At 70.7% G+C, this 25301-nt stretch carries 21 protein-coding genes; 12 read left to right on the top strand and 9 right to left on the bottom strand.

Annotated features, from left to right (window positions below; all coding sequences use genetic code 11):
• The first annotated feature begins 319 nt into the window (after positions 1-319).
• Positions 320-1690, top strand: coding sequence for a lamin tail domain-containing protein (locus ACIG5F_RS06270; protein WP_396516331.1), 1371 nt, complete (start codon positions 320-322; stop codon positions 1688-1690).
• A gap of 93 nt (positions 1691-1783) precedes the next feature.
• Positions 1784-2200 carry a hypothetical protein gene (locus tag ACIG5F_RS06265; RefSeq protein ID WP_396516330.1) on the top strand — a complete coding sequence of 139 codons (417 nt, stop codon included), beginning with the start codon at positions 1784-1786 and terminating at the stop codon, positions 2198-2200.
• Positions 2201-2274: 74 nt separating this feature from the next.
• Here the strand turns inward: ACIG5F_RS06265 and ACIG5F_RS06260 are convergent, their stop codons facing one another.
• From ACIG5F_RS06260 to ACIG5F_RS06245, 4 genes are all read right to left on the bottom strand, one after another.
• The gene (locus tag ACIG5F_RS06260; RefSeq protein ID WP_396516329.1) at positions 2275-2748 is read right to left on the bottom strand and encodes a carboxymuconolactone decarboxylase family protein; all 474 of its coding nucleotides are present in this window, start codon (positions 2746-2748) and stop codon (positions 2275-2277) included.
• Between the two features lie 73 nt (positions 2749-2821).
• The gene (locus ACIG5F_RS06255) at positions 2822-3193 is read right to left on the bottom strand and encodes a glyoxalase superfamily protein (protein ID WP_396516328.1); all 372 of its coding nucleotides are present in this window, start codon (positions 3191-3193) and stop codon (positions 2822-2824) included.
• Positions 3194-3241: 48 nt separating this feature from the next.
• The gene (locus ACIG5F_RS06250; protein ID WP_396516327.1) at positions 3242-3385 is read right to left on the bottom strand and encodes a hypothetical protein; all 144 of its coding nucleotides are present in this window, start codon (positions 3383-3385) and stop codon (positions 3242-3244) included.
• A 73-nt stretch (positions 3386-3458) separates the two neighbouring features.
• On the bottom strand, positions 3459-6524 hold the full coding sequence (locus ACIG5F_RS06245; protein ID WP_396516326.1) for a BTAD domain-containing putative transcriptional regulator: 3066 nt from the start codon (positions 6522-6524) through the stop codon (positions 3459-3461).
• A gap of 100 nt (positions 6525-6624) precedes the next feature.
• Between ACIG5F_RS06245 and ACIG5F_RS06240 the strand changes: the two genes are divergently transcribed.
• From ACIG5F_RS06240 to ACIG5F_RS06225, 4 genes are all read left to right on the top strand, one after another.
• Positions 6625-7836, top strand: coding sequence for a cytochrome P450 (locus ACIG5F_RS06240; protein ID WP_396516325.1), 1212 nt, complete (start codon positions 6625-6627; stop codon positions 7834-7836).
• Between the two features lie 45 nt (positions 7837-7881).
• Positions 7882-8493 carry a hypothetical protein gene (locus ACIG5F_RS06235; protein WP_396516324.1) on the top strand — a complete coding sequence of 204 codons (612 nt, stop codon included), beginning with the start codon at positions 7882-7884 and terminating at the stop codon, positions 8491-8493.
• Between the two features lie 111 nt (positions 8494-8604).
• Complete coding sequence (locus tag ACIG5F_RS06230; protein WP_396516323.1) at positions 8605-9240, top strand: RNA polymerase sigma factor; 636 nt, start codon at positions 8605-8607, stop codon at positions 9238-9240.
• Positions 9237-9929, top strand: coding sequence for a hypothetical protein (locus tag ACIG5F_RS06225; RefSeq protein WP_396516322.1), 693 nt, complete (start codon positions 9237-9239; stop codon positions 9927-9929). Before ACIG5F_RS06230 ends, ACIG5F_RS06225 begins: the two co-directional genes overlap by 4 nt.
• A 73-nt stretch (positions 9930-10002) precedes the next feature.
• Here ACIG5F_RS06225 and ACIG5F_RS06220 read toward each other — a convergent pair whose 3' ends face one another.
• Both ACIG5F_RS06220 and ACIG5F_RS06215 read right to left on the bottom strand, forming a co-directional pair.
• On the bottom strand, positions 10003-11157 hold the full coding sequence (locus ACIG5F_RS06220; RefSeq protein ID WP_396516321.1) for a DUF222 domain-containing protein: 1155 nt from the start codon (positions 11155-11157) through the stop codon (positions 10003-10005).
• 655 nt (positions 11158-11812) lie between these two features.
• Positions 11813-14464 carry an Ig-like domain repeat protein gene (locus tag ACIG5F_RS06215; RefSeq protein WP_396516320.1) on the bottom strand — a complete coding sequence of 884 codons (2652 nt, stop codon included), beginning with the start codon at positions 14462-14464 and terminating at the stop codon, positions 11813-11815.
• 133 nt (positions 14465-14597) lie between these two features.
• On the opposite strand from ACIG5F_RS06215, the gene ACIG5F_RS06210 reads away from it, so the two are divergent.
• The 3 genes from ACIG5F_RS06210 to ACIG5F_RS06200 all read left to right on the top strand — a co-directional run bounded on the left by ACIG5F_RS06210 (position 14598) and on the right by ACIG5F_RS06200 (position 18883).
• A complete protein-coding gene (locus ACIG5F_RS06210; RefSeq protein WP_396516319.1) occupies positions 14598-15932 on the top strand; it encodes a DNA-3-methyladenine glycosylase 2 family protein in 1335 nt (444 codons plus the stop codon).
• Between the two features lie 88 nt (positions 15933-16020).
• Complete coding sequence (locus ACIG5F_RS06205; RefSeq protein ID WP_396516318.1) at positions 16021-17169, top strand: epoxide hydrolase family protein; 1149 nt, start codon at positions 16021-16023, stop codon at positions 17167-17169.
• 145 nt (positions 17170-17314) lie between these two features.
• Positions 17315-18883 (top strand): carboxylesterase/lipase family protein, encoded by a 1569-nt coding sequence (locus tag ACIG5F_RS06200; protein ID WP_396516317.1) that lies wholly within the window; start codon positions 17315-17317, stop codon positions 18881-18883.
• On the opposite strand, the gene ACIG5F_RS06195 is transcribed toward ACIG5F_RS06200, so the two are convergent.
• On the bottom strand, positions 18880-19773 hold the full coding sequence (locus ACIG5F_RS06195) for a LysR substrate-binding domain-containing protein (protein ID WP_396516316.1): 894 nt from the start codon (positions 19771-19773) through the stop codon (positions 18880-18882). The two genes, ACIG5F_RS06200 and ACIG5F_RS06195, sit on opposite strands and share 4 nt — an antisense overlap.
• A gap of 92 nt (positions 19774-19865) precedes the next feature.
• On the opposite strand from ACIG5F_RS06195, the gene ACIG5F_RS06190 reads away from it, so the two are divergent.
• From ACIG5F_RS06190 to ACIG5F_RS06180, 3 genes are read left to right on the top strand one after another with little or no spacing between them, the layout of a single operon-like run.
• Positions 19866-20825 carry an MBL fold metallo-hydrolase gene (locus ACIG5F_RS06190; RefSeq protein WP_396516315.1) on the top strand — a complete coding sequence of 320 codons (960 nt, stop codon included), beginning with the start codon at positions 19866-19868 and terminating at the stop codon, positions 20823-20825.
• Entirely contained in the window at positions 20822-22288 is a 1467-nt protein-coding gene (locus ACIG5F_RS06185) for an FAD-dependent monooxygenase (protein ID WP_396516314.1), read from the top strand. The genes ACIG5F_RS06190 and ACIG5F_RS06185 overlap by 4 nt, the downstream gene beginning before the upstream one ends.
• Positions 22289-22316: 28 nt before the next feature.
• Entirely contained in the window at positions 22317-23516 is a 1200-nt protein-coding gene (locus ACIG5F_RS06180; protein ID WP_396516313.1) for a cytochrome P450, read from the top strand.
• Here ACIG5F_RS06180 and ACIG5F_RS06175 read toward each other — a convergent pair.
• Positions 23506-24099: a TOPRIM nucleotidyl transferase/hydrolase domain-containing protein gene (locus ACIG5F_RS06175; protein ID WP_396516312.1), complete on the bottom strand. Its 594-nt coding sequence runs from the start codon at positions 24097-24099 to the stop codon at positions 23506-23508. The genes ACIG5F_RS06180 and ACIG5F_RS06175 overlap by 11 nt on opposite strands.
• Positions 24100-24141: 42 nt before the next feature.
• Complete coding sequence (locus ACIG5F_RS06170; RefSeq protein WP_396516311.1) at positions 24142-25074, bottom strand: NADP-dependent oxidoreductase; 933 nt, start codon at positions 25072-25074, stop codon at positions 24142-24144.
• Positions 25075-25301: the final 227 nt, after the last annotated feature.

The following is a 25301-nucleotide window of genomic DNA, read 5'->3' as shown; positions in this document are numbered from 1 at the left end:
CTTGCGGGGCGCCCCGGCCTCCCCCGGTCCCCGTGGCCCCCCGGCCCGCGGCCCCCCCCCCCCCCGCCCCCCGGGCGGGGGGGCCCCCGGGGGGGGGGGGGCCGGGGGGGGGGGCCCCCCCCGGGCGGGGGACGGCTCAGCGATCGAGCCGCAGCGCCGAGCACTTGTCGGATTCACCCGGGCTGTCGCCCGGACCTACGTGACCTTCAGCCGAACGGCCCAGTGCCAGTAATTCTGCGACTGTTCAACGGAAACCCACCCGCCGGGATGATCGGTCGGCCAGTGTCGTAGGCCGTTTGCCTCATCCTGGGAGGGTTTCGTGAGCGAATCGCGCGCACGCCGCAGTGCCGTGGGTCTGGTCGCAGTGTCAGCGTTAGCCGCCTTGCTGACCGGCGGCCCGGCCCATGCCGCGGCCGGGGACACCGTGCGTGTCAACGAGGTCGTGACCACCGGCGACGTCAACGACTCGATCGAGCTCTACAACACCGGCTCCGCCGCCGTGGACGTCTCGGGCTGGGTCCTCAAGGACAACCAGGACAGCTCCCAGTACACCATCCCCGGCGGGACCACCCTGGCCGCCGGCGGGTTCAAGGCGTTCGACGTGCACAGCTCGTTCGGGCTGGGCTCTTCCGACTCGGCCCGGCTCTACCACGGCAGCACCCTGGTCGACAGCGTCAGCTGGACCCAGCACTCCAACCCGTCGTGGTCCCGCTGCCCCGACGGCACCGGTGCTTTCATCCAGGCCCCCTTGAGCCTGGGCGCGCCCAACAGTTGCGCGACGCCGGTGGCTTGGCCGGGCAGCGGCACCGTGACCACCGCCGACGGCTCCAACGTCTTCGGCGAGGACCTCAGTGGCCTGTACCAGGAGGGCGGCGTGCTGTGGGCCGCCCAGAACTCCGGCAAGCTGTGGCGGCTCGTCCGCAACGGCGCCGGCTGGAAGCCCGACACCACCTCGGGGTGGACGTCCGGCAAGACCCTGCGCTACCCCAACGGTTCCGGCACTCCCGACGACGAGGGCGTCACCCTCACTGGCGCCGGCTCCGCCGGCGGCGTCTACGTCTCCACCGAACGCAACACCGACGCCTCCGGCACCAGCCGCACCTCCGTGCTGCGCTACGACGTCAGCGGCACCGGCACCACCCTCACCGCCACCCGGGAGTGGAACCTCACCGCCGACCTGCCGCCCGTCGGCGCCAACCTCGGCTTCGAGGGCATCACCTGGATCCCCGACTCCGCCCTCGCCGGCCTCGTCGACTCCTCCACCGGCGCCACCTACGACCCCAGCCGCTACGGCTCCCACACCGGCGGCGTGTTCTTCGTCGGCGTCGAGGGCACCGGCATGATCTACGGCTACGTGCTCCAGGACTCCGGCGCCTTCACCCGTGTCACCTCGGTCAGCAGCGGTATGCCCGCCGTCATGGAACTCCAGTGGGAGCCCCAGGCCTCCCGCCTCTGGGTCGTCTGCGACGACACCTGCTCCGGCCAGCACCGCACCATGAAGCTCACCGCCGCCGGCTCCTTCGCCGTCACCGCCGTCTACAACCGCCCCAGCGGCATGCCCAACTACAACAACGAGGGCTTTTCCCTCTCCGGCGCCGACGAATGCGTCAGCGGCTCCAAGCCCGTCTACTGGTCCGACGACACCAACGACAGCGGCCACGCCCTGCGCCGCGGCACCATCACCTGCTGAGGATCGGCAAATGGTTTGGATCTGGAAATGTGGGTCAACAAGGCGATGCGTACCATAGAAACAGCATATCCGGTATGGAAGTAGCTGAGTGGCATGGTTGAAATTGATGTTGACGTCGAATCGTTGAGTGCTTCGAGGTCTGGTGCTATTTGGGGTGACGTGTGGTTCACCATGAATGGCGACCCGTTTCCGGAGCGGGGCTGGAACGACTTGGTCATAGCGCTGTTGGTGGAGTTTCAGGCCGCTCTGGGGGTCGTCGACGGCGGCGATTCCGTCAGGCGGGTGAGGTTCTTCGACGGCCCGTACTGGGTGGAGTTCGAATCGCTCGGGCAGGGTGGGGTGAAGATCTCGACGAACACGGGCCTGGTTGCGTCATGCGGGAAGGTCGAGGTCGAAGGTCTCGTACGTCGATTGGGTGAGCTGGGGCGCGAGTTGGTGGACGCATGTGCGGCGAAGGGGTTTGAGGGCAGCGATGATGTGAAGCGTCTCGATCGGCTCAGTGCCAGGTGAGATCCCCGTTCGGCAATTATGTTCATCCTTGAGTCGGCAGCGGGGACGGGCTTCCGTCCCCGCTATGGCCGAACTCAGCCGAACTGGCCGACCTCGTAGGCGCCGGCTGGCTGCTGGTTGATGATGTTGATGCGGTTGTAGGTGTTGATCACGGCGATCAGCGCGACGAGGGCGGCGAGCTGGTCGTCGTCGTAGTGCTTGGCGGCGGCGGACCAGGCGTCGTCGGTGACGCCGCCGGCGGCGTCGGCGGTGCGGGTGCCCTGCTCGGCCAGCTCGAGGGCGGCCCGCTCGGCCTCGGTGAAGACGGTGGCCTCGCGCCAGCCGGCGACCAGGTGCAGGCGAACCGAGTCCTCGCCGGCGTGGGTGGCGTCCTTGGTGTGCATGTCGAGGCAGAAGCCGCAGCCGTTGATCTGGCTGGCGCGGATCTCCACCAGGCGCTGCACGGTGTGCGGCAGCGGCGAGTCGGCCAGCACCTTGCTGGCCGAGAACAGGTGCCGCAGCACCTTGGCCGACACGGGGTTGCGGTAGATGTCCAGGCGCGCGTTCATGGGTGTCCTCCCCAGTGGAATTTCCGGTACGCACTAGGGACCGGACAGCCCGCCGGGTTGTGACACCTTCGCGTCAGGCCGGGCGGACGATCTGCTGGAAGGCCCAGTGGTTGCCGTCGGGGTCGTCGAGGAAGACGAAGCGACCCCAGGCCAGCTCCTGCACCTCGCTGACCGGCGCGCCCCGCTCGACCAGCTCGGCCCGCACCTTGTCGGCGTCCTCGATCACGGCCTGCAGGCCCTTGACCGAGCCGGGGGCGGCGTCGGTCAGGCCCTTGCCGAAGGCGATGGAGCAGGCCGAGCCGGGCGGGGTGAGCTGCACGAACCGCACCTCGTCGCTGACCGTGTGGTCGTGGTCGAGGTGGAAGCCGAGCTGGTTGACGTAGAAGTCCCGGGCCCGGTCCACGTCGGTCACGGGCAGGATGACGAGCTCGATCCTGATGTCCATGGCCACCACCCTATGAGTGATCGAGGACAGATACGGTCCTCGATTCGGTCAGCGTTTGCGCAGCCGGCGAAGCGCGTCCCGCGCACGCTGCTGGTTGCGAGGATCCTTGGCCGCCTGCTTGACCTGTTCGGTCAGCTTGCGGCCCTGGGGACTGCGCAGGAAGGCGGTGATCCGCTGCCAGATGGACGCCATCGTGCCGCTCCTCTCGATGCTGTTCGCACCTTTTGTCCCCATTATCGCCGACCGCCAAACCAGTGGGCGGTCCTCAGCCCAGCGTGACGGCGGTCAGCTCCCGCCAGTCCGCCCCGGCCCCTTCCTCGGTCGCCGCGGCGAACCGGGCGTCGCCGAGGCCGCTGCGCGCGGCCTGTTCGATCCGGGCGACGTCCGGGTAGGACCGGTCGGGATGGCCGCGCACGGCGGTGCTGGCGGCGAGCAGCCGCGCGGCCTGCGCGAGACTTCCCTGACGCAGAGCCAGATCCGCGATGCCGACGAGCACCTGGGCGACCGCGGGCGCGTGCCCGACGTCGATCGCGGACACCGCGCGCAGCGCCTCGGCGCGGTAGTCACGGGCCTGATCGAGATCCTCGGCCAGGTAGCCGAGCAGGTTCTGGATCACCGGGCGGAGGTTCTCCCGTTCGGCCTCGTTGGCCACCATGGCCATCGCGACGTCGAGTTGCCGGCGGGCCTGCTCGGCGTCGCCGTCCCAGCGCGCGAGCTCGGCCTTGGCCAGGGCCAGCTCGGACAGCGCGTTCGGCCAGGCCACCCGTTCCGCGAGCCGCTCGGCCTCGGCCAAGGCGGTGGCGCTGGACTTCCGGTCGCCCGACAGCCAGTGCAACTGGGCCTGGCGGGACCGCATCTGCACGACGTCCTCGATCGCGCCGACCTCGGTGACGATCGCGATCGCCTGCTCGTAGTGCCGGCAGGCCTCGGCGAACTCGCCGCGCGCGGCCATCCGATTGGCCGTCTCCATCAGGGCGAACGAGATGCCCCAGCGTTCGCCGACCGCCCGAAACCCAACCAGCGCCTCGGCGAGGCAGGCGTCGGCCTCGCCGCCGTCGTCGCCCGCGGTCATCCACGTCTTGGCGAGTTGCAGCCACGCCAGGGCGCGCACCCACGGATCGTCGTCCTGGAACAGCGGTTCGAACGCGGGCACGAACTCACCCGGTGCCTGGAACAGGCGTTCCCACACCGCCACGAACTTCAGCGCCGGGTGCGGGTCGCGCACACCCCGGCCCCTGGCGTACGCCTCGTGGATCCACTCCGGCGACTGGTACTGATCGCCGCGCCCCGAAGCCAGGAACGCCACCACGAACGCGTAGACGGTGGCCCGGACCTCATCGGAGACCGGGCCGGGCAGGGCGACGGCGGCCAGGGTCAGCTCGGCGCCCTCGGTCTTGCGCCCGGCCAGCCACCAGTACCAGCCGGCGCCGACCGAGAGCCGCATCGCCGCCTCGGCCTCGCCGGCCGCGAGCGCACCGCGCATCGCGGCGGTGATGTTGTCGTGGTCGGCCTTGACCGTCGCCAGCCAGGTCAGCTGCTCGGCCCGGCGCAGGTGCGGGTCGGCGGTCTCGGCGAGCTCGGTGAAGTACGCGAGATGAGCCTGCCGGGCCAGATCCGTCTCCCCGGCCTCGGCGAGGCGCTGCTCGGCGTACTCCCGGATCGTGCCGAGCATGCGGTAGCGCTCGCCGTCCGCCACCACCAGCGACTTCTCGGTCAACGCCGACAGCAACTCCAGCGCGTCGGGCGAGCAGACCCGTTCCGCCGCTTCGAGACTCGCGCCGCCGGCGAACACCGACAGCCGCCGCAGCACGATCCTTTCGTTGTCCGACAGCAGGTCCCAGCTCCAGTCGATCATCGCTCGCAGCGTCCGGTGCCGAGGCAGCGCCGTTCGGCTGCCGCCGGTGAGCAGACGGAACCGGTCGTCGAGCCGGGTGGCCAGCTGGGCCAGGGACATGGTGCGCAGCCGGGCCGCCGCCAGCTCGATCGCCAGCGGCATGCCGTCCAGCGCCCGGCAGACCCGGGCCAGCGTGGCGGCATCGGTGACGAGATCCGGCCGCACAGCGGCGGCCCGGTCCCGCAGCAGCCGGACGGCTGGGGCCGCCTCGATCTCCGCCGGCCCGGCGTCGTCCGCGGGCAGCACCAGCGGCGCGACCGCCCACAGCGCCTCGCCGGTGATGCCGAGCGGCTCCCGGCTGGTCGCGAGGATCCGCAGCCGCCGGCACTCGCCGAGTACCCGGTGCGCGAACTTCGCCGCCGACTCGATCACGTGCTCGCAGTTGTCCAGGATCAGCAGCGTTTCCCGCTCCCGGATCGCGGCGACGACCCGGTCGGTCGGCTCCAGGTCGGGGGCGTCGTCGAGCAGGGCGTCGCGCCGGCCCAGGGCCGCGAGCGTCGCCTGCGCCACGTCACCGTCGGCGCCGATGGGCGCGAGCTCCACCAGCCAGGCCCCGTCCGGCAGCTCCCCGAGCATCGTGCGCACGGTCTCGGTGGCCAGCCGGGTCTTGCCCGAGCCACCCGGGCCGATCAGCGTGGTCAGCCGGTGCTCGGCCACCAGCTCGCGGACCGCGGCGACATCGGCCTCCTTGCCGACGTAGCTGGTCAGCTCGGCCCGGAGGTTGGTCGTGCGGCTGTCGGCCCGGCGGCCCAGCTCACCTCGTAGCAGCGCGACGTGCAGTGCGGACAGCTCCGGCGAGGGGTCGACGCCCAGCATGTCGGCCAGGGTTTCCCGCGTGCGCTGGTAGAGCTGGAGCGCCTCGGTCTCACGGCCGCTCGCGGCCAGGGCCCGCATCAGCGCGGCGACCAGCCGTTCCCGCACCGGATTCGCGGCCACCAGGTCGGTCAGCTCCGTGATCAGCTCCGCGCCGTGGCCGGGCTCCGCGTCGAAGTGGTCCTCCAGGGCCGTCAGACGCAGGCTCTCCAGCCGGGTGACCGCCGCGTCGAACGCCGCGCTCTCCTGGAGGCCAACGTCCTGCATGGCCGCGCCGCGCCACAGCGTGAGGGCCTCGCGCGGATCCTGGCCGATGAGGCGTTCGAACCGCACGGCGTCCACGGCATCCGGATCGACGACCAGTCGGTAGCCGTTCGGCTGCCCGTCGACCAGACCGTCCGGCAGCACCTTGCGCAGCCGGGAAACCAGGCGCTGCAAGGCATTCGCCGCATCCGCGGGCGGGCTCTCGCCCCAGATCCAGTCGACCAGCCTCGCCTTGGGTACCACGTGCCCCGGTTCCAGCGCCAACGCCGCCAGCAGTCCCCGCAGTCGGGCGCCCGGAACGTCGGCGAGCACGCCGTCGTCCGTGCGGACCTCGAACGGTCCGAGCATCCCGATCTGCACCTGCCCGATTTTGCCACGGGCGGTGTCAGGGCCATGGCGGTTCGGTGTCAGCGCCGGCGGCCAGTGTTGCCGTCGACGCCCACCACGGAAGGAACGTCCGATGACTCAAGCGGTTCCCGTCCCGCAGGGCCTGCCCACGGACCGCGACGCCGGCCCGTTCGACCCACCCCGGGCGATCACCCGGCTGCGCTCGGCCCGGCCCGTCAGCCCGCTGGTCTTCCCCGACGGCCACGAGGGCTGGCTGGTCACCGGCCACGAGGCCGTCCGCCAGGTGCTGGCCGACACCCGGTTCAGCTCGCGGCAGGACCTCGGCGTCCTGCACGTGCCGTGGGAGGCCCCGGGCATGCCCGCCCCGACCGAGCCGTCCCCGCAGGTGCCGGGGCTGTTCATCGCCATGGACGGGGCGGATCACTCCCGGCTGCGGCGCAAGCTCATCGGCGCGTTCACCGTCAAGCGTATGCGGTCGCTGGAGGAGCACATCGTCGAGATCGTCGAGGCCCAGTTGGACCGGCTGGCCGCCATGGCCGCGCCGGTGGACCTGGTCAAGGCGTTCGCGCTGCCGGTGCCCTCGCTGGTGATCTGCGAGATGCTCGGCGTGCCCTACGAGGATCGGGAGACCTTCCAGGTCAACTCGGCCCAGTTCCTGGTCAAGGACCAGACGCTGGAGGAGAAGATGGCCGCCTGGAACGCCTTGACCTCCTACCTGGCCCAGCTGATCACCGGCAAGCGGGCCGAGCCCGGCGAGGACCTGCTGTCCGACCTGGCCGGCGATCCCGATCTCAGCGTCGAGGAGCTGATCGGCATCGCGTTCCTGCTGCTGCTGGCCGGACACGAGACCACCGCCAACATGCTCGCCCTGGGCACGTTCGCCCTGCTGGAGCACCCCGACCAGCTGGCCGAGCTGCGGGCCGACCCCGGCCTGATGCCCGACGCCGTCGAGGAGCTGCTGCGCTATCTCGCCGTCGGCGACCTGTTCCTGCGCTACGCCACCGAGGACCTGGAGGTCGGCGGCGAGACCATCCCCGAGGGCTCCACCGTCGTCGTCTCCCTGCTGGCCGCCGGGCACGACCCCCAGCGTTTCGATGAGGCCGACTCGCTCGACGTGCGCCGCAAGGCCCGCGGCCACTTGTCCTTCGGGCACGGGCCCCACCAGTGCCTCGGGCAGCAGTTGGCCCGCATCGAGATGCGCGCCGGCTTCGACGGCCTGCTGCGGCGGTTCCCGGGGCTCGCCTTGGCCATCCCCGCCGCCGACGTGAAACTGCGGACCGACATGAGCATCTACGGCGTGCACGAGCTGCCCGTGACCTGGTGAGCACCGGGACGCAACACGGTCGGGGCGGCCGGGAACACACCGGGCATGACGACAAAGAAGCTCACCGTGACCCTGTCCGTGGCCGCCGCGGCCGTTGCGATCGTCGCTGGCAGCGCCGTGGCCTTCGCCGCCATTCCCAACAGCACGACCGTGAACGTGGCCGGCGCGGAGGACACCCATGCCTCCGGCGACGCGCTGATCGCCAAGGAGTGCGTGAAGAACACCCCGGGCCTGCCCGACCCGGCCAGCTGGCGCGCCGGCGCCCGGTACGACCTGAGCGCTCAGCTCGGCTTCCTGGTGATCCGCAACAACAAGAACGCCGCCGTCTGCGTGATCGAGAACGGCAGGGCCGGCGGCGTGATGGGCGGGGACGTGAGCACCACGCACACCTACGCCAACCTCACCTCGGGCCGACCGTTCGACTACCTCAGCGCGTGGAACGAGGAGAAGGTGTCCGTCCTGTTCGGCATCGCGTCCGACAACGTGGCCAAGGTGTCGTTGGTGGGCCCGGACGGCACGCAGGCGCCGGCCTCGGTCAAGGACGGCACGTTCGTCGCCAGGACCCCGTGGGGCGAGGACAGCAACCAGTCCACCACCAACTCCGTGCGAGCGACGCTCGACAACGGCCAGGTGGTGACCGGTCCGTTCCGGCGTTAGCATCCGGTCCGGCCGTGCCTTCGCGGGCGCGGCCGGATCTCGTCCCACACCAGACGCAACGTTGGCCGGGCGAGTGGGAACTGCCTGGGTGTGACGACGGCTGGAGAATGGGTGGGGCGACCCGATGCGGACGGTGACGCGGATCCACCGGGCGAGGACCAGGGGCCCGGTGATCAGGCACTGTGGGAGCAGGCCGCCCGGGGTGACCGGGCCGCGTTCGGCGAGTTTTACCGGCGGCATGCCGAGGCGGTGTGGAACTACGCCTACCGGCTGACCGGCTCGTGGTCGGTGGCCGAGGACCTGACGTCCTCGACCTTCCTGGCCGCGTGGCGGAAGCTGGGCGACATGACCCTCGTCAACGCCAGCGCCCGGCCGTGGCTGTTCACCGTGGCCAGCAATCTGGCCCGGCACGAGTACCGGCGGGCCGGCCGGTTCTCCCGGCTGTTGACGCGGATTCCGCTCAACGACACCACCCGGGACCACGCCGAGGAGGTCGTCGACCAGATCGACGCCGACCACCGCCTGCGGGAGGTTCTCGACGCCGTCGAACGCCTGCCCAAGGGCGAACGCCGGGCTGTGGAGTTGTGCCTGCTCGGCGAGGTTTCCATCGCCGACGCCGCCGAGGTGCTGGGCATCGCCGAGGTGAGCGTTCGGGCCCGGATTTCCCGGGCCCGCAGCAAGCTTCGTGGTCTGCTGCGGGACACCGGTCCGGGCATCCACCTGAGCGCCCTTGAGGAGGGGCCGTGAACGAGACCGCCGACCTGCCCGAGCAGCGCCCCATGCCCGAGGGCTTGCGGGATCGCTTGTGGGCCGAGGACATCGAGCCCCACCTGGGCTCCCAGCCTTCGCGTTCCCATCCGTGGCGCGTGCCCCTGACCGCTGCCGCCGCCGTTGTCGCCCTGGCCGCCGGCGTTGTCTTCGCCGTGCCCTTGTTCCGCGATTCCGGCGCCACCGCCGCTTCCGGGCCCGACATGGCGCTCGTCAACGCGTGCATCCACACCCCCTACACCAAGCTCCCTCCCGGCGCCTACCGCGCCGCCGCCCGTCTCGATCTCGATGCCACCACCGGCTACCTGGTCATTCGCGACGACGAGTACGCCGCCATCTGCGATCTCACCAACGGCATTCCCACCCGCAGCCTCGGCAGCGTCATCGGCACCCACCACACCTACGCCAACCTCACCGCCTCCCGCCCGTGGGACTACCTCAGCTCCGACAATCGCTCCACCGAGTCCGTCCACTTCGGCATCGCTGCCCCCAACGTCGCCAAGGTCGTGCTGATCGGCCCGGACGGCTCCCAGACCCCCACCGTGCTCAAGGACGGCACCTTCATCGCCCGCACCAAGTTCGCCGAGGACAGCGGCAACTACACCAGCAACCGCATCAAGGCCACTTTGGACACCGGCCAGGAGATAGAAGGCCCCTTCCGCTCCTAGCCTTTCACCGCCGGCGGAGCCGGCCGTCGTCTCGTGCGGCGGCCGGCCTCGGCAACCGCGCGAGGGACATGCCTTAGCCTGCCCGCAGTTCCCGATCGCGGCCGTCGCGGAATTCCGGCAGCCCGTCGTTGATCTCCACTGTCCAGTCGCTGTGATGAATCAGCCGATGACAGGCGCTGCACAGCAACACCAGATTGTCCAGACTGGTCGGCCCCCCGTCAGCCCATTCCACCACATGGTGCGCGTGACATTGCCGAGGTTTCCTTCCACATCCCGGAAACGCGCACCCCTTATCCCGGATGATCAACGCTCTGCGTATCGCGTTGGGGATCGTCCGACTGGCCCGTCCGATGTCGAGCACCTCGGACCTGGCCCCCAGCACCACCCGCAGGATCGTGCTGTCACAGGCGATCCTGCGCACCGAGGCGGCGTTGAGCGGCCCCATACCCGCCAGGTCGGCGGTGCCCCTCTGCTCCTGAAAGTCCTTCCACGACATGGTGAGGGCGATGTGCGGCTTCTCCCCACCCTCCTCGGGCAGGTCCTTGCACCCCGCCGCCAGCTCGAGGATCTCCACCAGCGCGTCACCCTGCCGCTCCGCGGTCGTGCGCGGGTCCTCAGCCGATGTCGGCTTGGCCAACGGACTGATCAACGCCTCCAACAACGCCAGGCTCTCCAGGTCGAGGAACCCGTCGATGTCCCCGCCGTTGCGGCGCTTGCGGATGGTCAACGTCCGCTTGGGCTGGGCCGACTCCCGGTCATCAGGCGCTTTCCCGTCCTGGTCCAGCAACACCAGGATCCGCTGGGCGACATCCTTGAACTGGCCGAGGTCGAGCGTCGCCGCGTACCGCACCAACGCCGCCTCGACCTTCTCCCGGTCCGGCTCCGGCGCCTCGGCGAGCGTCTTGTCCATGACGACCAGATGCTGCCTGCTGAGTTGCTCGTCCTGGGCCACGTCGCGAACGGCATCCCGTTGGAACAGCTCCGCGTACCGGACCAGTTCCCGGGCCTCTGCCCGGGTGATGTTCCAGCCGACGCTCAGGTCGGCCACGATCGCCGCCCGATCATCCTTGGTGCGGCTGGTGCGATTCCACCATTCCCGCACAACCTCGATCTGCTCCAGGTAGTCGGCCTTACGCCGCTTCTCCAGCCACTTCCCACGTTCCCGCAGCTCCCCGTCACTCAGCCGCCACCTCTCGGTGCCGACCGACATTTCCGGGTTCGCTGACATGCCCCCATCTTACCACTCACCAGAGACAAATCCCCTTACCCGGCAATGATTACCCGATCGTGTCCACCCTGAAGATTCCTTCAGGAAAGCGCTTTCCAAGCTAGTAAAGCGCCCACCCCCCAAACGGCAAGCAAACAACCAAAGCCACACCCCTCCCACGTCCCAAGCCCTCTGTAAACCGCACCCCCCACCCTCCTGCCACCGCGCTACAGACCCCACCCCCCACCTGACTCGCGGCACCCCAGCCAGACACAGCAAGGGCTAAAGCATCGGACCCAGCGGGCCATGGTCCTAGCGGTGAACCTCAGGTAACCCTGGCGGCCCGGACCACATGAAAGTGCCGGGCGCAGCCGATCAGCGCGAGAGGCGCTTGGCGGCAACAAGAAGCGCTAAATCCCATGAGAACAGAACGACCGATTCGGCAGCGAAGGATGCCGCAAGGACCTGGCCAGGGATGAGGTCTGTGGGCGGGGTCGGGTGGGGGCCAAACGTCAACCACCCAAACGGCAACGGGTGGGCCAACATCCGACCCAACCCACGCCTCCCCAAAAACCCCAACCTAAACCCTCGAACGCCTCTCCCCCTCACAGTCACCACCCTGGCACAAAGAAAAGCCCGGCATGGCCGAATGCGACCACGCCGGGCTGTTTACCACCTACACGACGGTCACCGACGTATCGGCCATCGCGGCGACGTAAGTCGCGTTGCCGTTGTAGACGGCGGTGATCCGGTGCTGGCCAGGGGCCAGGGTGGCGGTGAGCCGGGCGGCGCCGGAACCGTCCACTGTGGAGGTGCCGAGCACCGCCGAACCGTCGAGGAAGGTGACGGATCCGATGCCCGAGGTGACCGCGGTCAACCCCACGGACTGCCCGGAGAGGCTGGCGGTCAGGGTCTGCGAGGGAACGGGGAACCGCCCGCCTGAAAGGGTGAGGTCTCCGCTGAGGGCCTGGCCGGTCTGCCCGGAACCGGGGGCATCAACCTGGTATCCACCGGAAACACGCCCGGTGACGGACTCGCCGGCGGGGGCGCCGGTGAGGTCGACAGCCGAGGTCGGAAGGGACAGCGTGATGGCCGAACTGCCGGCAGACGCCTTGCCGGTGGTCCGTTCGTAGCCGATGAAGGCCTGGAAGGCGTTGGCAATGGCCGGATCGCCGGCGGAGGGGTCGCAGGAATGGGTTACCAGGTAAGCGATCCCGCCGGTCGACGAGGTGTAGACGAAGAAGCAGTCGCCGGCATACGACGGAGAACAAGAAGAGTCGAACCGAAGCGCGGTGTCCGAGCCGGAGGCGACGCGACACCCGGGAACGTTGTTCACGATGTTGTCGGGCACGTGAACCGCGGCGCCGCAGGCGAAGTTGCGGTACAGGCACTCCTGCTTGCCGGTGACGGAGCCCTGGTCGACCCAGATCTCGTTGTGGTAGCTGGGATAGTCGTCACGGTTGTCGCCAGCCGTCCGATTGCGGTGCGGCATCAGGACAATGGGCTCGACGGTGCCGGGGTCGTTGCCGGAGCCGACGCAGCCGAGCGCCCCGGCGGGGTAGGGGCACTGGGTGGGCGCGCCGCCGCCGCTGAGGGTGAAGTCGGGGCCACCGTAGGAGATCTCGCCCTGGTGCTGGCCGTCGAAGTGCTGGTAGAAGTCCCGGTGCTGACGGCTCAGGGCCAGGTCGTACATCCAGGCCGGCGGCCGGTAGCCGGTGGTGGAGGGCAGGGCCATCTCCTCCGACACGCTGCCGCCGCCGGCGGGCGGGGTGGACGGCTGGGGCAGCCCGCCGATCAGCTGCTCGAACATGGGGTCCACGGGGTCGACGCCGAACAGCAGGTCGGACTGCTTCTCGGCCTTGCGCCGGAACGGGGCGATCCGCTTGCTGTCCTCGGCCTCGGACACGTGCTTGAGGGCCAGGAAGTCCAGGACCTTCTTGGCGTCGGCGCGCACGCTCGGGTCGGCGGCGAAGTCGTAGAGGTTGAGCAGCCCGATCATCTGGTACCGGGAGTAGCCGCGGGCGTTGTACTCGATCCAGTCGCCGCTCAGCACGCCGCCGAGTTTTCCGTGCACGTAGGCGGAGACCCCGTTGGCGTTGTTGTCGGTGTTGGTGTCCTTGTCGTACACGGAGACGTACGCGCCGGCCGGCGGCGTCACCATCGGCAGCGACTCGTTGTGCAGCAGCCGGGTGGTGCGGATGAGGAACTGGTGGTTCTCGGTCTCCGGCACCGACACCCCGAGGATCTTGCACACGGTGGCGTCCACGTCCTGCGCGGAGCCCTGCAACCAGGCCCGGTCGGCGAGGTCGCGGCGCAGCTGGTCGAACCGGGCCGGATCGTTGACGCCGAACAGGGTGGCCGGCGACTCCTGCTTGAGCAGGCCCCAGACCCGGATCATCAGGGCCATGGTGAAGTCCCATTCGTCCTGGTCACCGCCGCCGGTGCGGCAGGTGGGCACGCTGTCAGTGCCGGGCTTGCCGCTCAGCGCCGGCACGCGCCGGACGTCGGCGATGACCTTGGTCCAGCCCGGGGTGGTGCTGAGGACACCGGTTCCGACCCGCCAGTTGGCGGCCAGTTGGTCGAGGCAGTCCTGGTAGACGTGCCGAGGGTCGGCGACCGGCGACGGCGTCCCGGTGAACGCCCTGGTCAGCTCGGCGCGCCCGTCGGGGTCCTCGATGACCTTGAGCAGCCCGACCTCGGCCAGCACGTGCGTCAGGTAGCCCTCGCCCTTGCCGCTCTGGTCGGCGGACAGGCACCCCTCCCACAGCAGCGGCGGAATCCGCCGGTCCTGGGCCAGCCGGACCGAGTCGGCGACGGTGCGCGCCTGCGGGATCCAGCTGAAGTCCATCCGGGCGTAGTAGTCGTCCAGCGGCGGCAGGATGTTCCAGCTGTTGGACGTCCGGTCCTGGGTCAGCTCGACCCCGCCGATCTGGTTGCCCAGGTGCGAGCCGTCGGCGAACGTCAGGTCGACGGTGAAGTTGAACCGCCAGGTGTCGTTGCCGTTGGGGTCGATGTCGATGGTCGTGACGCCCGAGCGCAGGTCCTGCCAGCTGCTCTGGTTCTGGATCGCCAGCTGGTACGGCCCGTAGTCGGTGTTGGTGTCGAAGCGTTCGAAGTCGGCGGAGATGACCGCCGCCACCACGTTGTTCCGGTCCCGGACCGTCACGGTGACGTGGGTGTCGAAATCCTTGTTCTCGTCGTTGGTGTGGAAGGAGACCGCCGCCCCCACCAGCTTCGCGTCCCCGGCGGCGTGCGCTAACGGCGCGCCGCCGCCCACCAGCAGCGCCGCCGCGAGCGACACCGCCGCCCATCCTCGTGCCGACCTCATCCGATGCCTGCTTTCCCCAGTGTCACTGTCAGCAGCCTTGATCGTCTCGGTCGGCCGAACGCGAACAAAGCTCACCCGGGTCACCGATCGGGCGGCATCTCCGGCCCGATCGGGCAGGTGCGATGCTGGACCGGTGCACGAGGACGTGGAGCGCTGCCTCCGGGCGGTGCGGGCCAAGGACGCCCGCTTCGACGGGTGGTTCTTCGCGGCGGTCGTGACGACGGGCATCTACTGCCGGCCGAGTTGTCCGGTCACGCCGCCGAAAGCGGCGAACCTGCGCTTCTTCCCGACCGCGGCGGCGGCGCAGGGCGCGGGGTTCCGGGCCTGCCGGCGGTGCCGCCCGGACGCGAGCCCGGGCTCGCCGGAGTGGAACGAGCGGGCCGACCTGGTGGCGAGGGCGATGCGGCTGATCGCCGACGGCGTGGTGGACCGGGAGGGCGTGCCGGGCCTGGCGGCGAGGCTGGGCTACAGCGTGCGGCAGGTGCAGCGGCAGGTGCGGGCCGAGTTGGGCGCGGGCCCGCTGGCCATCGCCCGGGCGCAACGGGCGCAGATGGCCAGGCTGTTGGTGGAGACGACGCCGGTGCCGCTCAGTGATGTGGCGTTCGCGGCGGGGTTCGCCAGCGTGCGGACGTTTAACGACACGGTCCGCGAGGTATTCGCAATTACGCCGAGCGAGCTGAGGCAGCGGGCCAGGAAGCGGCAGCAACCGGCCGCGCCGGGGACGTTGGCGCTGCGGCTGCCCTTCCGCCAGCCGCTGGACGCGGACCATCTGTTCGGACGGCTGGCGGCGGAGGCGCTGCCGGGAGTGGAGGAGTGGCGCGATGGGACGTATCGACGGACGCTGCGTCTGCCCCACGGCTACGGCATCGTGGCGTTGCGGCCGCTGCCGGAGCACATCGACTGCCGGCTGACCCTGGTCGACCTGCGGGATCTGGCCACGGCCATCGCCCGGTGCCGCCGGCTGCTCGATCTGGACGCGGATCCGGTCGCGGTTGACGAGCAGCTGCGGACCGATCCGGTGCTGAAGCCGTTGGTGGACAAGAACCCTGGCCGACGGGTGCCGCGAACCGTGAGCGCCGAGGAGTTCGTTGTACGCATGGTGCTGGGGCCGAAGGCAGTCGAGTACGGCACCGAACTACCAGCGTCAGACGGGCTCACGCACCTGTTCCCGGAGGTGGCTACCTTGGAGGCACTGGACATTCCCCTCATCCGCGCCTTGGCCGAGAGAGAAGTGGATCTCGGCGTCGGCAGCGACTGGGACCGGGCCCGGGCGCAGCTGAAGGCGCTGGGCCTCGACACCAGAACCGTGGAGGCGATCGCCATGCGCGCCCTCGGCGACCCGGATGCCTTCAGCGCCAACGATCCCGCCGTCCGACGGGCCGCCCGCCGGCTCGGGATTCCGGCCGTCACGGAGCATTCGGCGGCCTGGCGCCCGTGGCGGGCCTACGCCGCCCAGCATCTGACCTGAAAAAACCTGATGTCGTTTTTCTGCCAGTCAACGGTCGGCGGATCCAGCACGCTCGAAGGGAGGCATTCAACGGCAAAGGAAACAGCTCATGGCACGCCCGTTCCGCAGTGACACCAGCGATGACCAGCTCGCCGACCTGAACGAGCGGCTGGCCCGGACCCGGTTCGCGCCGGCACTGTCCGGACCGGACTGGACCCACGGCACGCCGCCGGGCTACCTGGCCGAGCTGGTCGAGTACTGGCGCACCGGGTTCGACTGGCGGGCGGCCGAGCGCAAGCTCAACGAGCTGCCCCAGTTCCTGGCCGAGGCCGACGGCCACACCCTGCACTTCGTGCACACGAAAGGCGTTGGCCCCAAGCCGTTTCCGCTGCTGTTCTCGCACGGCTGGCCCGGCTCCTTCGTCGAGGTCACCAAGATCATCGGCCCGCTGACCGACCCGGCGGCCCACGGCGGCGACCCGGCCGACGCGTTCGACGTGATCGCGCCCAGCCTGCCCGGCTTCGGCTTCTCCCCGCATCCCGGCACGCCCGGCCTGAACCCGACGGCCATCGCCGCCCTGTTCAACGGCCTGATGACCAGGGAACTCGGCTACCAAAGATATGGGGCCCAGGGCGGTGACTTCGGCGCGCAGATCACCAGCCGCATCGGCCGCGATCACGGCGACCACGTGGCCGGCATCCACCTGAACCTGATGGGCGCGACGCCGACTCTGGACGGCTCGCCGCTCACCCCGGCCGAACAGGCGTTTCTGGCCCAGGCCGAGCACTTCTTCACCGCCGAGGGCGCGTACGCCCAGCTCCAGGGGACCAAGCCGGCGACGCTCGCCGCCGGCCTTACCGACTCGCCGGCCGGCCTGGCCGCGTGGATCGTGGAGAAGTTCCGGGCCTGGAGCGACTGCGGCGGCGACGTGGAATCGGTGTTCAGCAAGGACGAGCTGCTCACCGACATCACCCTCTACTGGCTGACCGGCACGGCCGCCACCTCGGCCCGGCTGTACTACGAGACCATGCGCACCGAGGGCATGCTCGGCCGGAACACACCGGGCTACGTGCACGTGCCCACCGGCTTCGCGTCGTTCGCCAAGGACAACTTCACCCCACCGCGTGAATGGGTGGCCCGCGCCTACAACCTACAGCGGTTCAAGGAGTTCGACCGCGGCGGCCACTTCGCCGCGCTGGAGCGGCCCGACGAGCTGGTCACAGAAATCCGAGAATTCTTCAGGACTGTGCGCGGCTGACCACTGTGGAGTCAACGCCGCGTGGTTAAACCTGTCGGTCGGCGAAGGTCATGGAACTTTAGTCGCATGGTAGTCCGCGAAGGTCACGGCAGGTCGCCACCATCGAGCGATTCGCGCGACCGACCGACAGTCGTAACGTTGTGTCATGCCCAAAAAAGGTATTCGCTGTACAGCTGTCTCCCTGACCGCCGTGCTGGCCGCCACCCTGGGCTTCGTCGGACTGTCGAGCGCCACCGCCGAGTCCACGGGGGACGTCGTCCGCACCGACAACGGATTTGTGCGAGGGACCCTCGGCAGCGAGTCGAGAACGTTCACCGGCATCCCGTTCGCGGCCCCGCCGACCGGCGACCGGCGCTGGCAGCCGCCGCAGCCGGCGGAGTCCTGGACCGGTGTGCGGGACGCGACCGAGCGGCCGGCGGCCTGCCCTCAAATCGGGCCGACCGGCGACGAGTTGATGCCGGGCTCGTCGGAGGACTGCCTCTACCTGAACGTCACCACGCCGCGCACGCCCGCCGCCCGGCCCAAGCCGGTCATGGTGTGGCTGCACGGCGGTGGTTTCTACGCCGGCGCGGCTGCCGACTACGACGGCAGCCGGCTCGCGGTCGAAGGCGACGTCATCGTCGTCACGGTCGCCTACCGGCTGGGCACCATCGGGTTCTTCGGCTACCCCGGCCTGCCCGACTCCGGCACCTACGGCCTGGCCGACCAGCAGGCCGGGCTGCGCTGGGTGCGTGACAACATCCGGGCCTTCGGCGGCGATCCCCACAATGTCACGGTGTTCGGCGAGTCGGCGGGCGCGCTGTCCACGTGCGCGCTGCTCGCCTCGCCGGCGGCCAAGGGCATGTTCGGCCGGGCGGTCGTGGAGAGCGGCGCCTGCGACACCAACTTCCCGGCCAACCTGAACTACCCGGACTCGGCGCCGAACCAGTGGTGGGAGCCGCGGGACGAGATCGCCGACGAGGGCCGGTCGCTGGCCGTGAAGCTGGGCTGCGCCGACCTGGACTGCATGCGCAAGGTCGACCTGCTGACGTTGGTCAAGGCCAGCAAGGAGTTCTCGCAGGTGGGCTACGGCACGCCGCTGCTGCCGACGGACCCGCGGGTGGCGCTGCGGACCGGCAAGTTCACGAACGTCCCGGTGCTCCAGGGCAACAACCGTGAGGAGCAGGGCTACTTCGGCTGGCTGTACGAGGAGGACGGCAAGTTCGACGCCGCCGCCTACCAGCGCAACCTGGCCAAGACCTTCGGCGACCGGGCCGACGCGGTGGCCCGGCAGTACCCGTTGTCGGCCTACGACTCGCCGCTGCGGGCGTGGAACGTGCTGACCTCCGACCGGGGCTGGATCTGCCCGGCGCTGACTTCGAACCGCCTACTGGCGCAGAAGGTTCCGGTCTACAGCTACTCCTTCGCCGACCACACCGTGCCCAACTTCGTCGGCCTGCCCGACGGCTACGACCACGGCGCGTACCACGGCTCGGAGATGGGCTATCTGTTCGACTTCGGGGCGCCGCTGAACCCGCAGCAGAGCGAGCTGTCCCGGCAGATGGTGGGCTACTGGACCAACTTCGCCCGCACCGGCAACCCGAACGGGCCCGGCCTGCCGCAGTGGCCCCGCTTCGCCGACGGCGACACGACGCGGGTGCTCCAGCCGGCCGGCGCCACCCAGATCGACCTGGGGCAGGACCACCACTGCGGCTTCTGGTCGCAGGAGTCCTAAGTGGAGCGGCCGAGGCAGAACCGCACGAACGCCTCGGCCCTCCGGTTCAGCCGCATGGCCTTGGGCCAGGCGACCAGCACGTGCGAGGGCTCGATGGGCTCGGCGATCTCCTTGACCACCACCGGGTTTCCCTCGTACGTGCGGTCGTTGGCGGGGCGTTGCACGAGCAGGGCGTAGCCCATGCCCCGGCCGACCAGGGCCCGGGTGAGCTCGAAAGTGGTTGGCCGGTAACGGACATCGGGGCTCACGCCGAAGCGTTCGAAGATGGCCAGGGTGTTCTGGGAGCTGGGCGGGGCGTCCAGCAGCACCATGGGCTCGTCGGCCAGGTCGACCAGCGACACGGCGGGTTCCCGGGCCAGGCGGTGGTCGGACGGCAGCAGGATGTGCGGCCGGGCCGAGCCGATCACCGCGCGGGTCAGCTCCGGCCGCACCTGCATGTCGTAGAGGATGGCCAGGTCCAGCTCGCCGCCCAGCAGCCGTCGTTGCAGCACGTCCTGGGTGTCCTCGACGAAGTCGACGGTCAGGTCCGGGTGCAGCGCCGAGAACTCCTGGAGCAGCGGGGGAAACACGGTCGGCGCGAGCGTCACGTAGCAGCCCAGCGACAGCACGCCGCTCAGGGCGTCGCCGCCGGACGCGGCGCTCTCCAGGTCCTCGGCCCGGCGCAGCAGGTCGCGGGCGTGCCGCAGCACCTGGGACCCGGACGGGGTGAGCGTGATGCCGTGGGCCTTGCGGCGCACCGCCAGCTGCACGCCCAGCGCCCGCTCCAGGTCGGTCAGCGACTGGGACAGGCCGGGCTGGGACACCCGCAGCCGGGCCGCGGCCTCGCTGAGGGTGCCGGCCTCGGCGATGGCCACGAAGTACTCCAGCTGCCGCAGCGAGAACCGACTCATTGGTTCTCCTTATGTGTCTCAGAGTGTTCCCGTCCTTTTCCAATATATGTCGCCGCTGCCACAGTGGGGGGACCAGCGTCGGAAGGACTGCCATGGCCAAGCCGTTCGCCTCGTCGGCCGACCTCGGCGACAAGACCGAGACCCTGGACGTCGTCGCCGACGGCGTCTACGCCCTGACCGCCGAGGGCGATCCCAACGTGGGCGCGATCGAGGGGGAGGACTTCCTGGTGGCCTTCGAGGCCCGCGCCACCCCGGTCGCCGCCCGCGGCTGGCTGGACCGGCTGCGTGAGCACACCGACAAACCGGTCCGCTACCTCGTGCTCTCGCACTACCACGCCGTTCGGGTGCTCGGCGCGTCCGCCTTCGACGCCGACGTCATCGTCACCCACGACAACACGCGCAAGCTGATCGCCGAGCGCGGGCAGCAGGACTGGGACAGCGAGTTCGGCCGTATGCCACGGCTGTTCCGCGAGCCGGCGTCGGTGCCCGGCCTGACCTGGCCCGACGTGACGTTCGGCGACTCGATGACCATCCAGCTCGGCGGCGACCGCGGCGAGCTGGTGCTCCAGTACTGCGGACGCGGCCACACCGCCGGCGACATCGTGGCCTGGCTGCCGCGGTCCAAGGTGCTGTTCGCCGGCGACCTGGTCGAGGCCGAGGCCGCGCTCTACACCGGCGACGCCTTCCACACCGACTGGTCGACCGGGACTCTGGACCGGGTCAAGGAGTTCGGCGCGGAGGTGCTCATCGGCGGCCGCGGCGGCGTCACGCGCGGCCGTGCCGCCGTGGACGCGGCGATCGAGCAGACGCGGTCGTTTCTCCTGGTGATGCGGGAGAAGGTCGGCGAGGTGCACCGCCGGGGCGGCACGGTCAAGGAGGCGTTCGAGGCCACTCATGCCGCGCTGGCCCCGAAGTTCGGCGCGTGGCCGATCTTCGAGCACTGCCTGCCGTTCGACGTGCAACGGCTGTGGGACGAGTTCGACGGCGTCGACTGGCCGCGGATCTGGACCGCCGAGCGGGACCGCGAGGTCTGGGACGTGTTGCAGGGATGAGCTCGCCGGTCGCGGTCATCGGCAACGGCCCGGTCGGCCAGACCACCGCGCTGCTGCTGGCGCGATGGGGGATTCCGGTGGTGCTGCTGGATTCCCGGCCGGCCCGGGACGGTGTCGGCTCCAAGGCGATCTGCCAGCAGCGTGACGTGCTGGACATCTGGTCGGCCGTCGGGGCCGGGCGGTTGGCCGACGATGGTCTCATGTGGACGACCGCCCGCACGTTCTACCGGGACCGGGAGCTGTTCAGTTGGTCCTTCGTGGATCCCGGACGGTCCCCGCTGCCGGCGTTCGTCAACATCTCCCAGGGCCACACCGAACGGGTGCTGGACGAGCTGATCGCCGCCGAGCCGCTGATCGACGTCCGCTGGGGGCACGAGGTTGCGGGCATCGATCAGGACGCTGACGCGGTGATGCTGACTTGTCTTGACGGCACGCGGATCCGGGCGTCCTACGCCGTTGCCGCCGCCGGGGCCCGCGGCGACCGGGTGCGCAAGCTGCTGGGCGTGGGCTTCGAGGGGCAGAGCTTCGATGACCGGTTCCTGATCTGCGACATCCGGGCCGACCTGCCCGGTTGGGAAACCGAGCGACGCTTCCATTTCGACCCGTCCTGGAATCCCGGCCGGCAGGTGCTGATCCACCCGTGCCCCGACTCCACGTTCCGCATCGACTGGCAGATCCCGGCCGGCCTCGATCCGGACGACGCGGCGGTCGACGCCCGGATCCGGCAGGTCGTCGGGGACCGGCCGTACGAGCTGGTGTGGAAGTCGGTCTACCGCTTCCACAGCCGGTGTGTGGACCGGATGCGGGTGGGCCGGGTGCTGCTGGCCGGCGACTGCGCCCACCTGGTCGCCCCGTTCGGGGCCCGTGGCCTCAACTCCGGCGTCGCCGACGCCGAGAACGCCGCCTGGAAGCTGGCTTTTGTGCTGCGCGGCTGGGCCCCCGAGGCGCTGCTGGACAGCTACGACGCCGAACGCCTGGCGGCGGCCCGGGAAAACCTGGCGATCACCAGTGCCACCATGCGTTTTCTGGTGCCGCAGACCGAAGCCGAGCGGGCGGAACGCCGCCGTGTCCTCGACGAGGCCGTCGGGGCCGCCGACGCCCGGGCCCGCGTGGACAGCGGCAGGTTCGCCGAACCCTTCTGCTACCGCGATTCCCCGCTCACCACCCCGGCCCCCGACCGGCCCGTCGGCGTCCTCGTGCCGGACATGCCGTTCACGCTGCCTGGCCGCCCGGAGGTGACCAGGCTCCGCCAGCTGGTCCGCGACGGCCTGCTCGCCCTCACCGTCGACGAGGTCGATCCGGCCGCCCCGGTCCGCACGCTCCGCCTACCACCGGACGTTCTCGACATCCGGCCGGGGGAGACCTGGCTGCTCCGTCCCGACGGCCACATCGCCGCCGTGGTGACCTCGCCCGAGGCCCTGGCTGCCGCCGCCCGCCGTGCCTTGGCCGTTCCGCCTCCGTGACCCCTGCTCAGCTGGCACTCTGGTCCGTATGTCCGCGCCTCCACTGTTCGGGCCGGCTTTCGACGCCGACCCCTCGCCCGCCTACGACTGGCTCCGCGCCCACTCCCCGGTGCACCGGGTCGACTTCCCCGGCGGGGCCTCGGCCTGGCTGATCACCCGTTACGACGACGCCGTCGAGGCGCTGCGGCACCCGGCCCTGGCCAAGAACCCCGAGCTGGCCGACGAACGGTGGCGACGCTCGGAGATGGGCCTGCCGCTGGACCACCGGCCCGGCCTGGTGGCCAGCGTGATCAACCGGGACGGCGCGGACCACGCGCGCCTGCGCAGGGCCGTGACCGGCGCGTTCACCCCGCGGCGGATCCGTCCGGTGCGGGAGCACGCCGAGCGGCTGACGGTCCAGCTGCTCGACCGCATCGCCGAGCGCGGGCACGGCGACCTGGTGGTCGAGCTGGCCTATCCGCTGCCGATGGCCGTGATCTGCGATCTGCTCGGCGTGCCCGAGTCCGGTCGCGAGGAGCTGCACCACTGGGCGCTGGTGATCGACAGCAGCGACGACACCGACGGCAGCCTCGTCCGGGAGGCCACCGACGCCCTCGAGGTCCTGGTCCGCGCGCTGGTGGAGGGCAAGCGGCGGAATCCGGGGCCGGACCTGGTCAGCGACCTCATCGCCCAGCAGGAGCGGGGCGAGCTCACCGCCGACGAGGTCACCTCCACGGCGTTCCTCATCCTCATCGGCGGCCACGAGACCACCGTCGGCCTGATCGGCAGCGCGGCCCTGGCCCTGCTCACCCACCCCGAGCACGCCGACCGGGCCCGCACCGATCCCGGCGTGCTGGCCGAGGTCATCGAGGAGACCCTCCGCCTGCACAGCCCCTTGCAGAACGCCACCTGGCGCTTTCCCACCGCGCCGGTCGAGATCGGCGGCCAGCGGATCGAGCCCGGCGATCCCGTGCTGGTGTCGGTCCTGGCCGCCAACCGCGACCCGGCCCGCTTCGACCGGCCGACGGAGTTCGTGCTCGGCCGCCGGCAGCGCCACGTCGCCTTCGGTCTCGGCCCGCACATCTGCATCGGCGCGGCGCTGGCCCGGATCGAGGGGGAGATCGCCATCGGGACCATGTTGCGCCGCCTGCCCGGTCTGGAGCTGGCCGTGGATCCGGATTCACTGCGATGGTGGCCCAGCCCGATCACCCGTGGCCTGTATAACCTTCCGGTGCGAATCAGTCCTTAGTGGACACACGGTGGAGCAGTGAGGTCAGCGGTCGGGGCATGCGGTCGAGGGGGATGGCCTCGGTCAGCAGGCGGGCGTAGCGGAGCTTGCGCTGGGCGCCGGCGGCGAGGAATCGGCGGAGCTGGGCGGCTTCCGGGCGGCCGCGCCAGGCGGGTTGGCGTTGGATGATGCGGAAGGCGGCGAGATCACCGTGCGCGGCAAGGGCTTCTTCCACGAGGGGGAGGCCGGCGGCGCGGATGAGCTCGTCCTCCAGGTCGTGATCGCAGACGAAGACGCCGAGCTGGGCCAACCCGTGGTGGATGAGGTGGGCCTCGCCGGCGTCGCACAGCACGGCTGACCGGGCGGTGGCGAACTGCCGGAGATAGCGGCCGATGGCGTGCGCGCCGCCGGTGGGCAGGACGGCGATGCCGGCGGCGGCCAGGTCGAGGCCGAGGCGGGGCGCGAGGGTCTCGACGGCGATCTGGTCGCTGACCCCCTCCACCAGCACGACGATCTCGGCGTCGGCGGCGCGCGCCAGGGCGACGGCGGTCGCCTCGGTGGCGGCCGCCGGCCCGCGCACGTAGCCGGCGAGGGGATCCCGCATGGGGCCACTGTGGTCGATGGCCCCGGCGGGCGCCACCGGGTTTCACACGGTGATGACGATCTTGCCCTGGCGGTGGCCGGTCTCCACCCGCCGGTACGCGGCCGCGGCGTCGGCCAGCGGGAACGTCGCCTCCACCGGCAGCACGACCCGGCCGGCCTCGATCAGCGGCAGCACCTCGGCCATCACCTCGGGGATGGGGAACGACTCGATCGACAGGTGCACGCCGTGGTCGGCGGCGGTCGGGTCGGCCATCGTGACGACGCGGGCGGGATCGCCGGTCAGCTCGACGGACAGGCCCAGCAGGCCGTGGCCGTAGGCGTCGAGCACGTAATCGACGGTCGGCGCGGCGGCCCGGATCCGGTCGGCCAGTCCGTCGGCGGCATAGTCGACGGGGATGCCGCCGAGCTTGGCGTAGGCCTCCCGGTTGGCCGGGCTGACGGTGCCGACGACGGTCAGCCCGCGCAGCAGCGCCAGCTGGGTGGCGACCAGGCCGACACCGCCGGCGGCGGCGTGGATGAGCAGCGTCCGGCCGGCCTCGACGCCGAGCTGGGCCAGCCCGCGGTAGGCGGTCTCGACGGCGATCGGCAGTGCCGCGGCCTGGGCAAAGGTCAGCCAGTCCGGCTTGGCCACGAGGTCGTCGGCCGGGGACAGGGCATGGGTGGCGACGGCGTCGCGGGTGGCGGAGCGGCCGAACACCGGCTGGCCGATCGCCCAGGTGGTCACGTCCGGGCCGACGGCGTCGATGGCGCCGGCCAGCTCCATGCCGAGCCCGGCCGGGGCGGCCAGCGGCTCCTGGGCGTAGCGGCCGGCGCGCAGCTTGGCGTCACGCGGGTTGACGCCCGCCGCCCGCACGGCCACGCGAACCTGGCCGGGGCCGGGCTCGGGGGTCTCGACGTCGACGAGGCGCAGCACTTCGGGGCCGCCGTACTCGCTGTAGCGCAATGCCTTGATGGGCATGGGCTTCCTCCAGGTCATGGTGGTGCACTCATCCGGTCGAACTGGAGTGTCCGCGATCCTGTTCCCTGCGGAATAGGTGTTCCGCATCACTCGGACGCGGCGCGGGGTGACCGGCGACCACCTGTCGGCCCGCTGTCGTCGAAGGAGCGGCCGGCCCGGCCGTCGAAGCCGGCCGCGTTCGTCGTAGTCGGCGATGACCCCGGGCGGTAATGCCCTTCGTCCGGGCCACCGGCGTCGGTCCTGCG

Source organism: Kutzneria sp. NPDC052558 (assembly GCF_044547355.1).
Lineage (GTDB): Bacteria > Actinomycetota > Actinomycetes > Mycobacteriales > Pseudonocardiaceae > Kutzneria.
Note: the sequence above shows the minus strand (reverse complement) of the source record. Positions and strands in the feature narration are given on the sequence as shown.

Excerpts from the sequence above, each read along its gene's own strand:
- ACIG5F_RS06195 (WP_396516316.1), bottom strand. The coding sequence starts at position 19,773 with ATGAGTCGGTTCTCGCTGCGGCAGCTGGAGTACTTCGTGGCCATCGCC.
- ACIG5F_RS06215 (WP_396516320.1), bottom strand. The coding sequence starts at position 14,464 with ATGAGGTCGGCACGAGGATGGGCGGCGGTGTCGCTCGCGGCGGCGCTG.
- ACIG5F_RS06200 (WP_396516317.1), top strand. The coding sequence starts at position 17,315 with ATGCCCAAAAAAGGTATTCGCTGTACAGCTGTCTCCCTGACCGCCGTG.
- ACIG5F_RS06185 (WP_396516314.1), top strand. The coding sequence starts at position 20,822 with ATGAGCTCGCCGGTCGCGGTCATCGGCAACGGCCCGGTCGGCCAGACC.
- ACIG5F_RS06175 (WP_396516312.1), bottom strand. The coding sequence starts at position 24,099 with ATGCGGGATCCCCTCGCCGGCTACGTGCGCGGGCCGGCGGCCGCCACC.
- ACIG5F_RS06190 (WP_396516315.1), top strand. The coding sequence starts at position 19,866 with ATGGCCAAGCCGTTCGCCTCGTCGGCCGACCTCGGCGACAAGACCGAG.
- ACIG5F_RS06205 (WP_396516318.1), top strand. The coding sequence starts at position 16,021 with ATGGCACGCCCGTTCCGCAGTGACACCAGCGATGACCAGCTCGCCGAC.
- ACIG5F_RS06260 (WP_396516329.1), bottom strand. The coding sequence starts at position 2,748 with ATGAACGCGCGCCTGGACATCTACCGCAACCCCGTGTCGGCCAAGGTG.
- ACIG5F_RS06255 (WP_396516328.1), bottom strand. The coding sequence starts at position 3,193 with ATGGACATCAGGATCGAGCTCGTCATCCTGCCCGTGACCGACGTGGAC.
- ACIG5F_RS06170 (WP_396516311.1), bottom strand. The coding sequence starts at position 25,074 with ATGACCTGGAGGAAGCCCATGCCCATCAAGGCATTGCGCTACAGCGAG.
- ACIG5F_RS06235 (WP_396516324.1), top strand. The coding sequence starts at position 7,882 with ATGACGACAAAGAAGCTCACCGTGACCCTGTCCGTGGCCGCCGCGGCC.
- ACIG5F_RS06265 (WP_396516330.1), top strand. The coding sequence starts at position 1,784 with ATGGTTGAAATTGATGTTGACGTCGAATCGTTGAGTGCTTCGAGGTCT.
- ACIG5F_RS06250 (WP_396516327.1), bottom strand. The coding sequence starts at position 3,385 with ATGGCGTCCATCTGGCAGCGGATCACCGCCTTCCTGCGCAGTCCCCAG.
- ACIG5F_RS06180 (WP_396516313.1), top strand. The coding sequence starts at position 22,317 with ATGTCCGCGCCTCCACTGTTCGGGCCGGCTTTCGACGCCGACCCCTCG.
- ACIG5F_RS06240 (WP_396516325.1), top strand. The coding sequence starts at position 6,625 with ATGACTCAAGCGGTTCCCGTCCCGCAGGGCCTGCCCACGGACCGCGAC.
- ACIG5F_RS06220 (WP_396516321.1), bottom strand. The coding sequence starts at position 11,157 with ATGTCAGCGAACCCGGAAATGTCGGTCGGCACCGAGAGGTGGCGGCTG.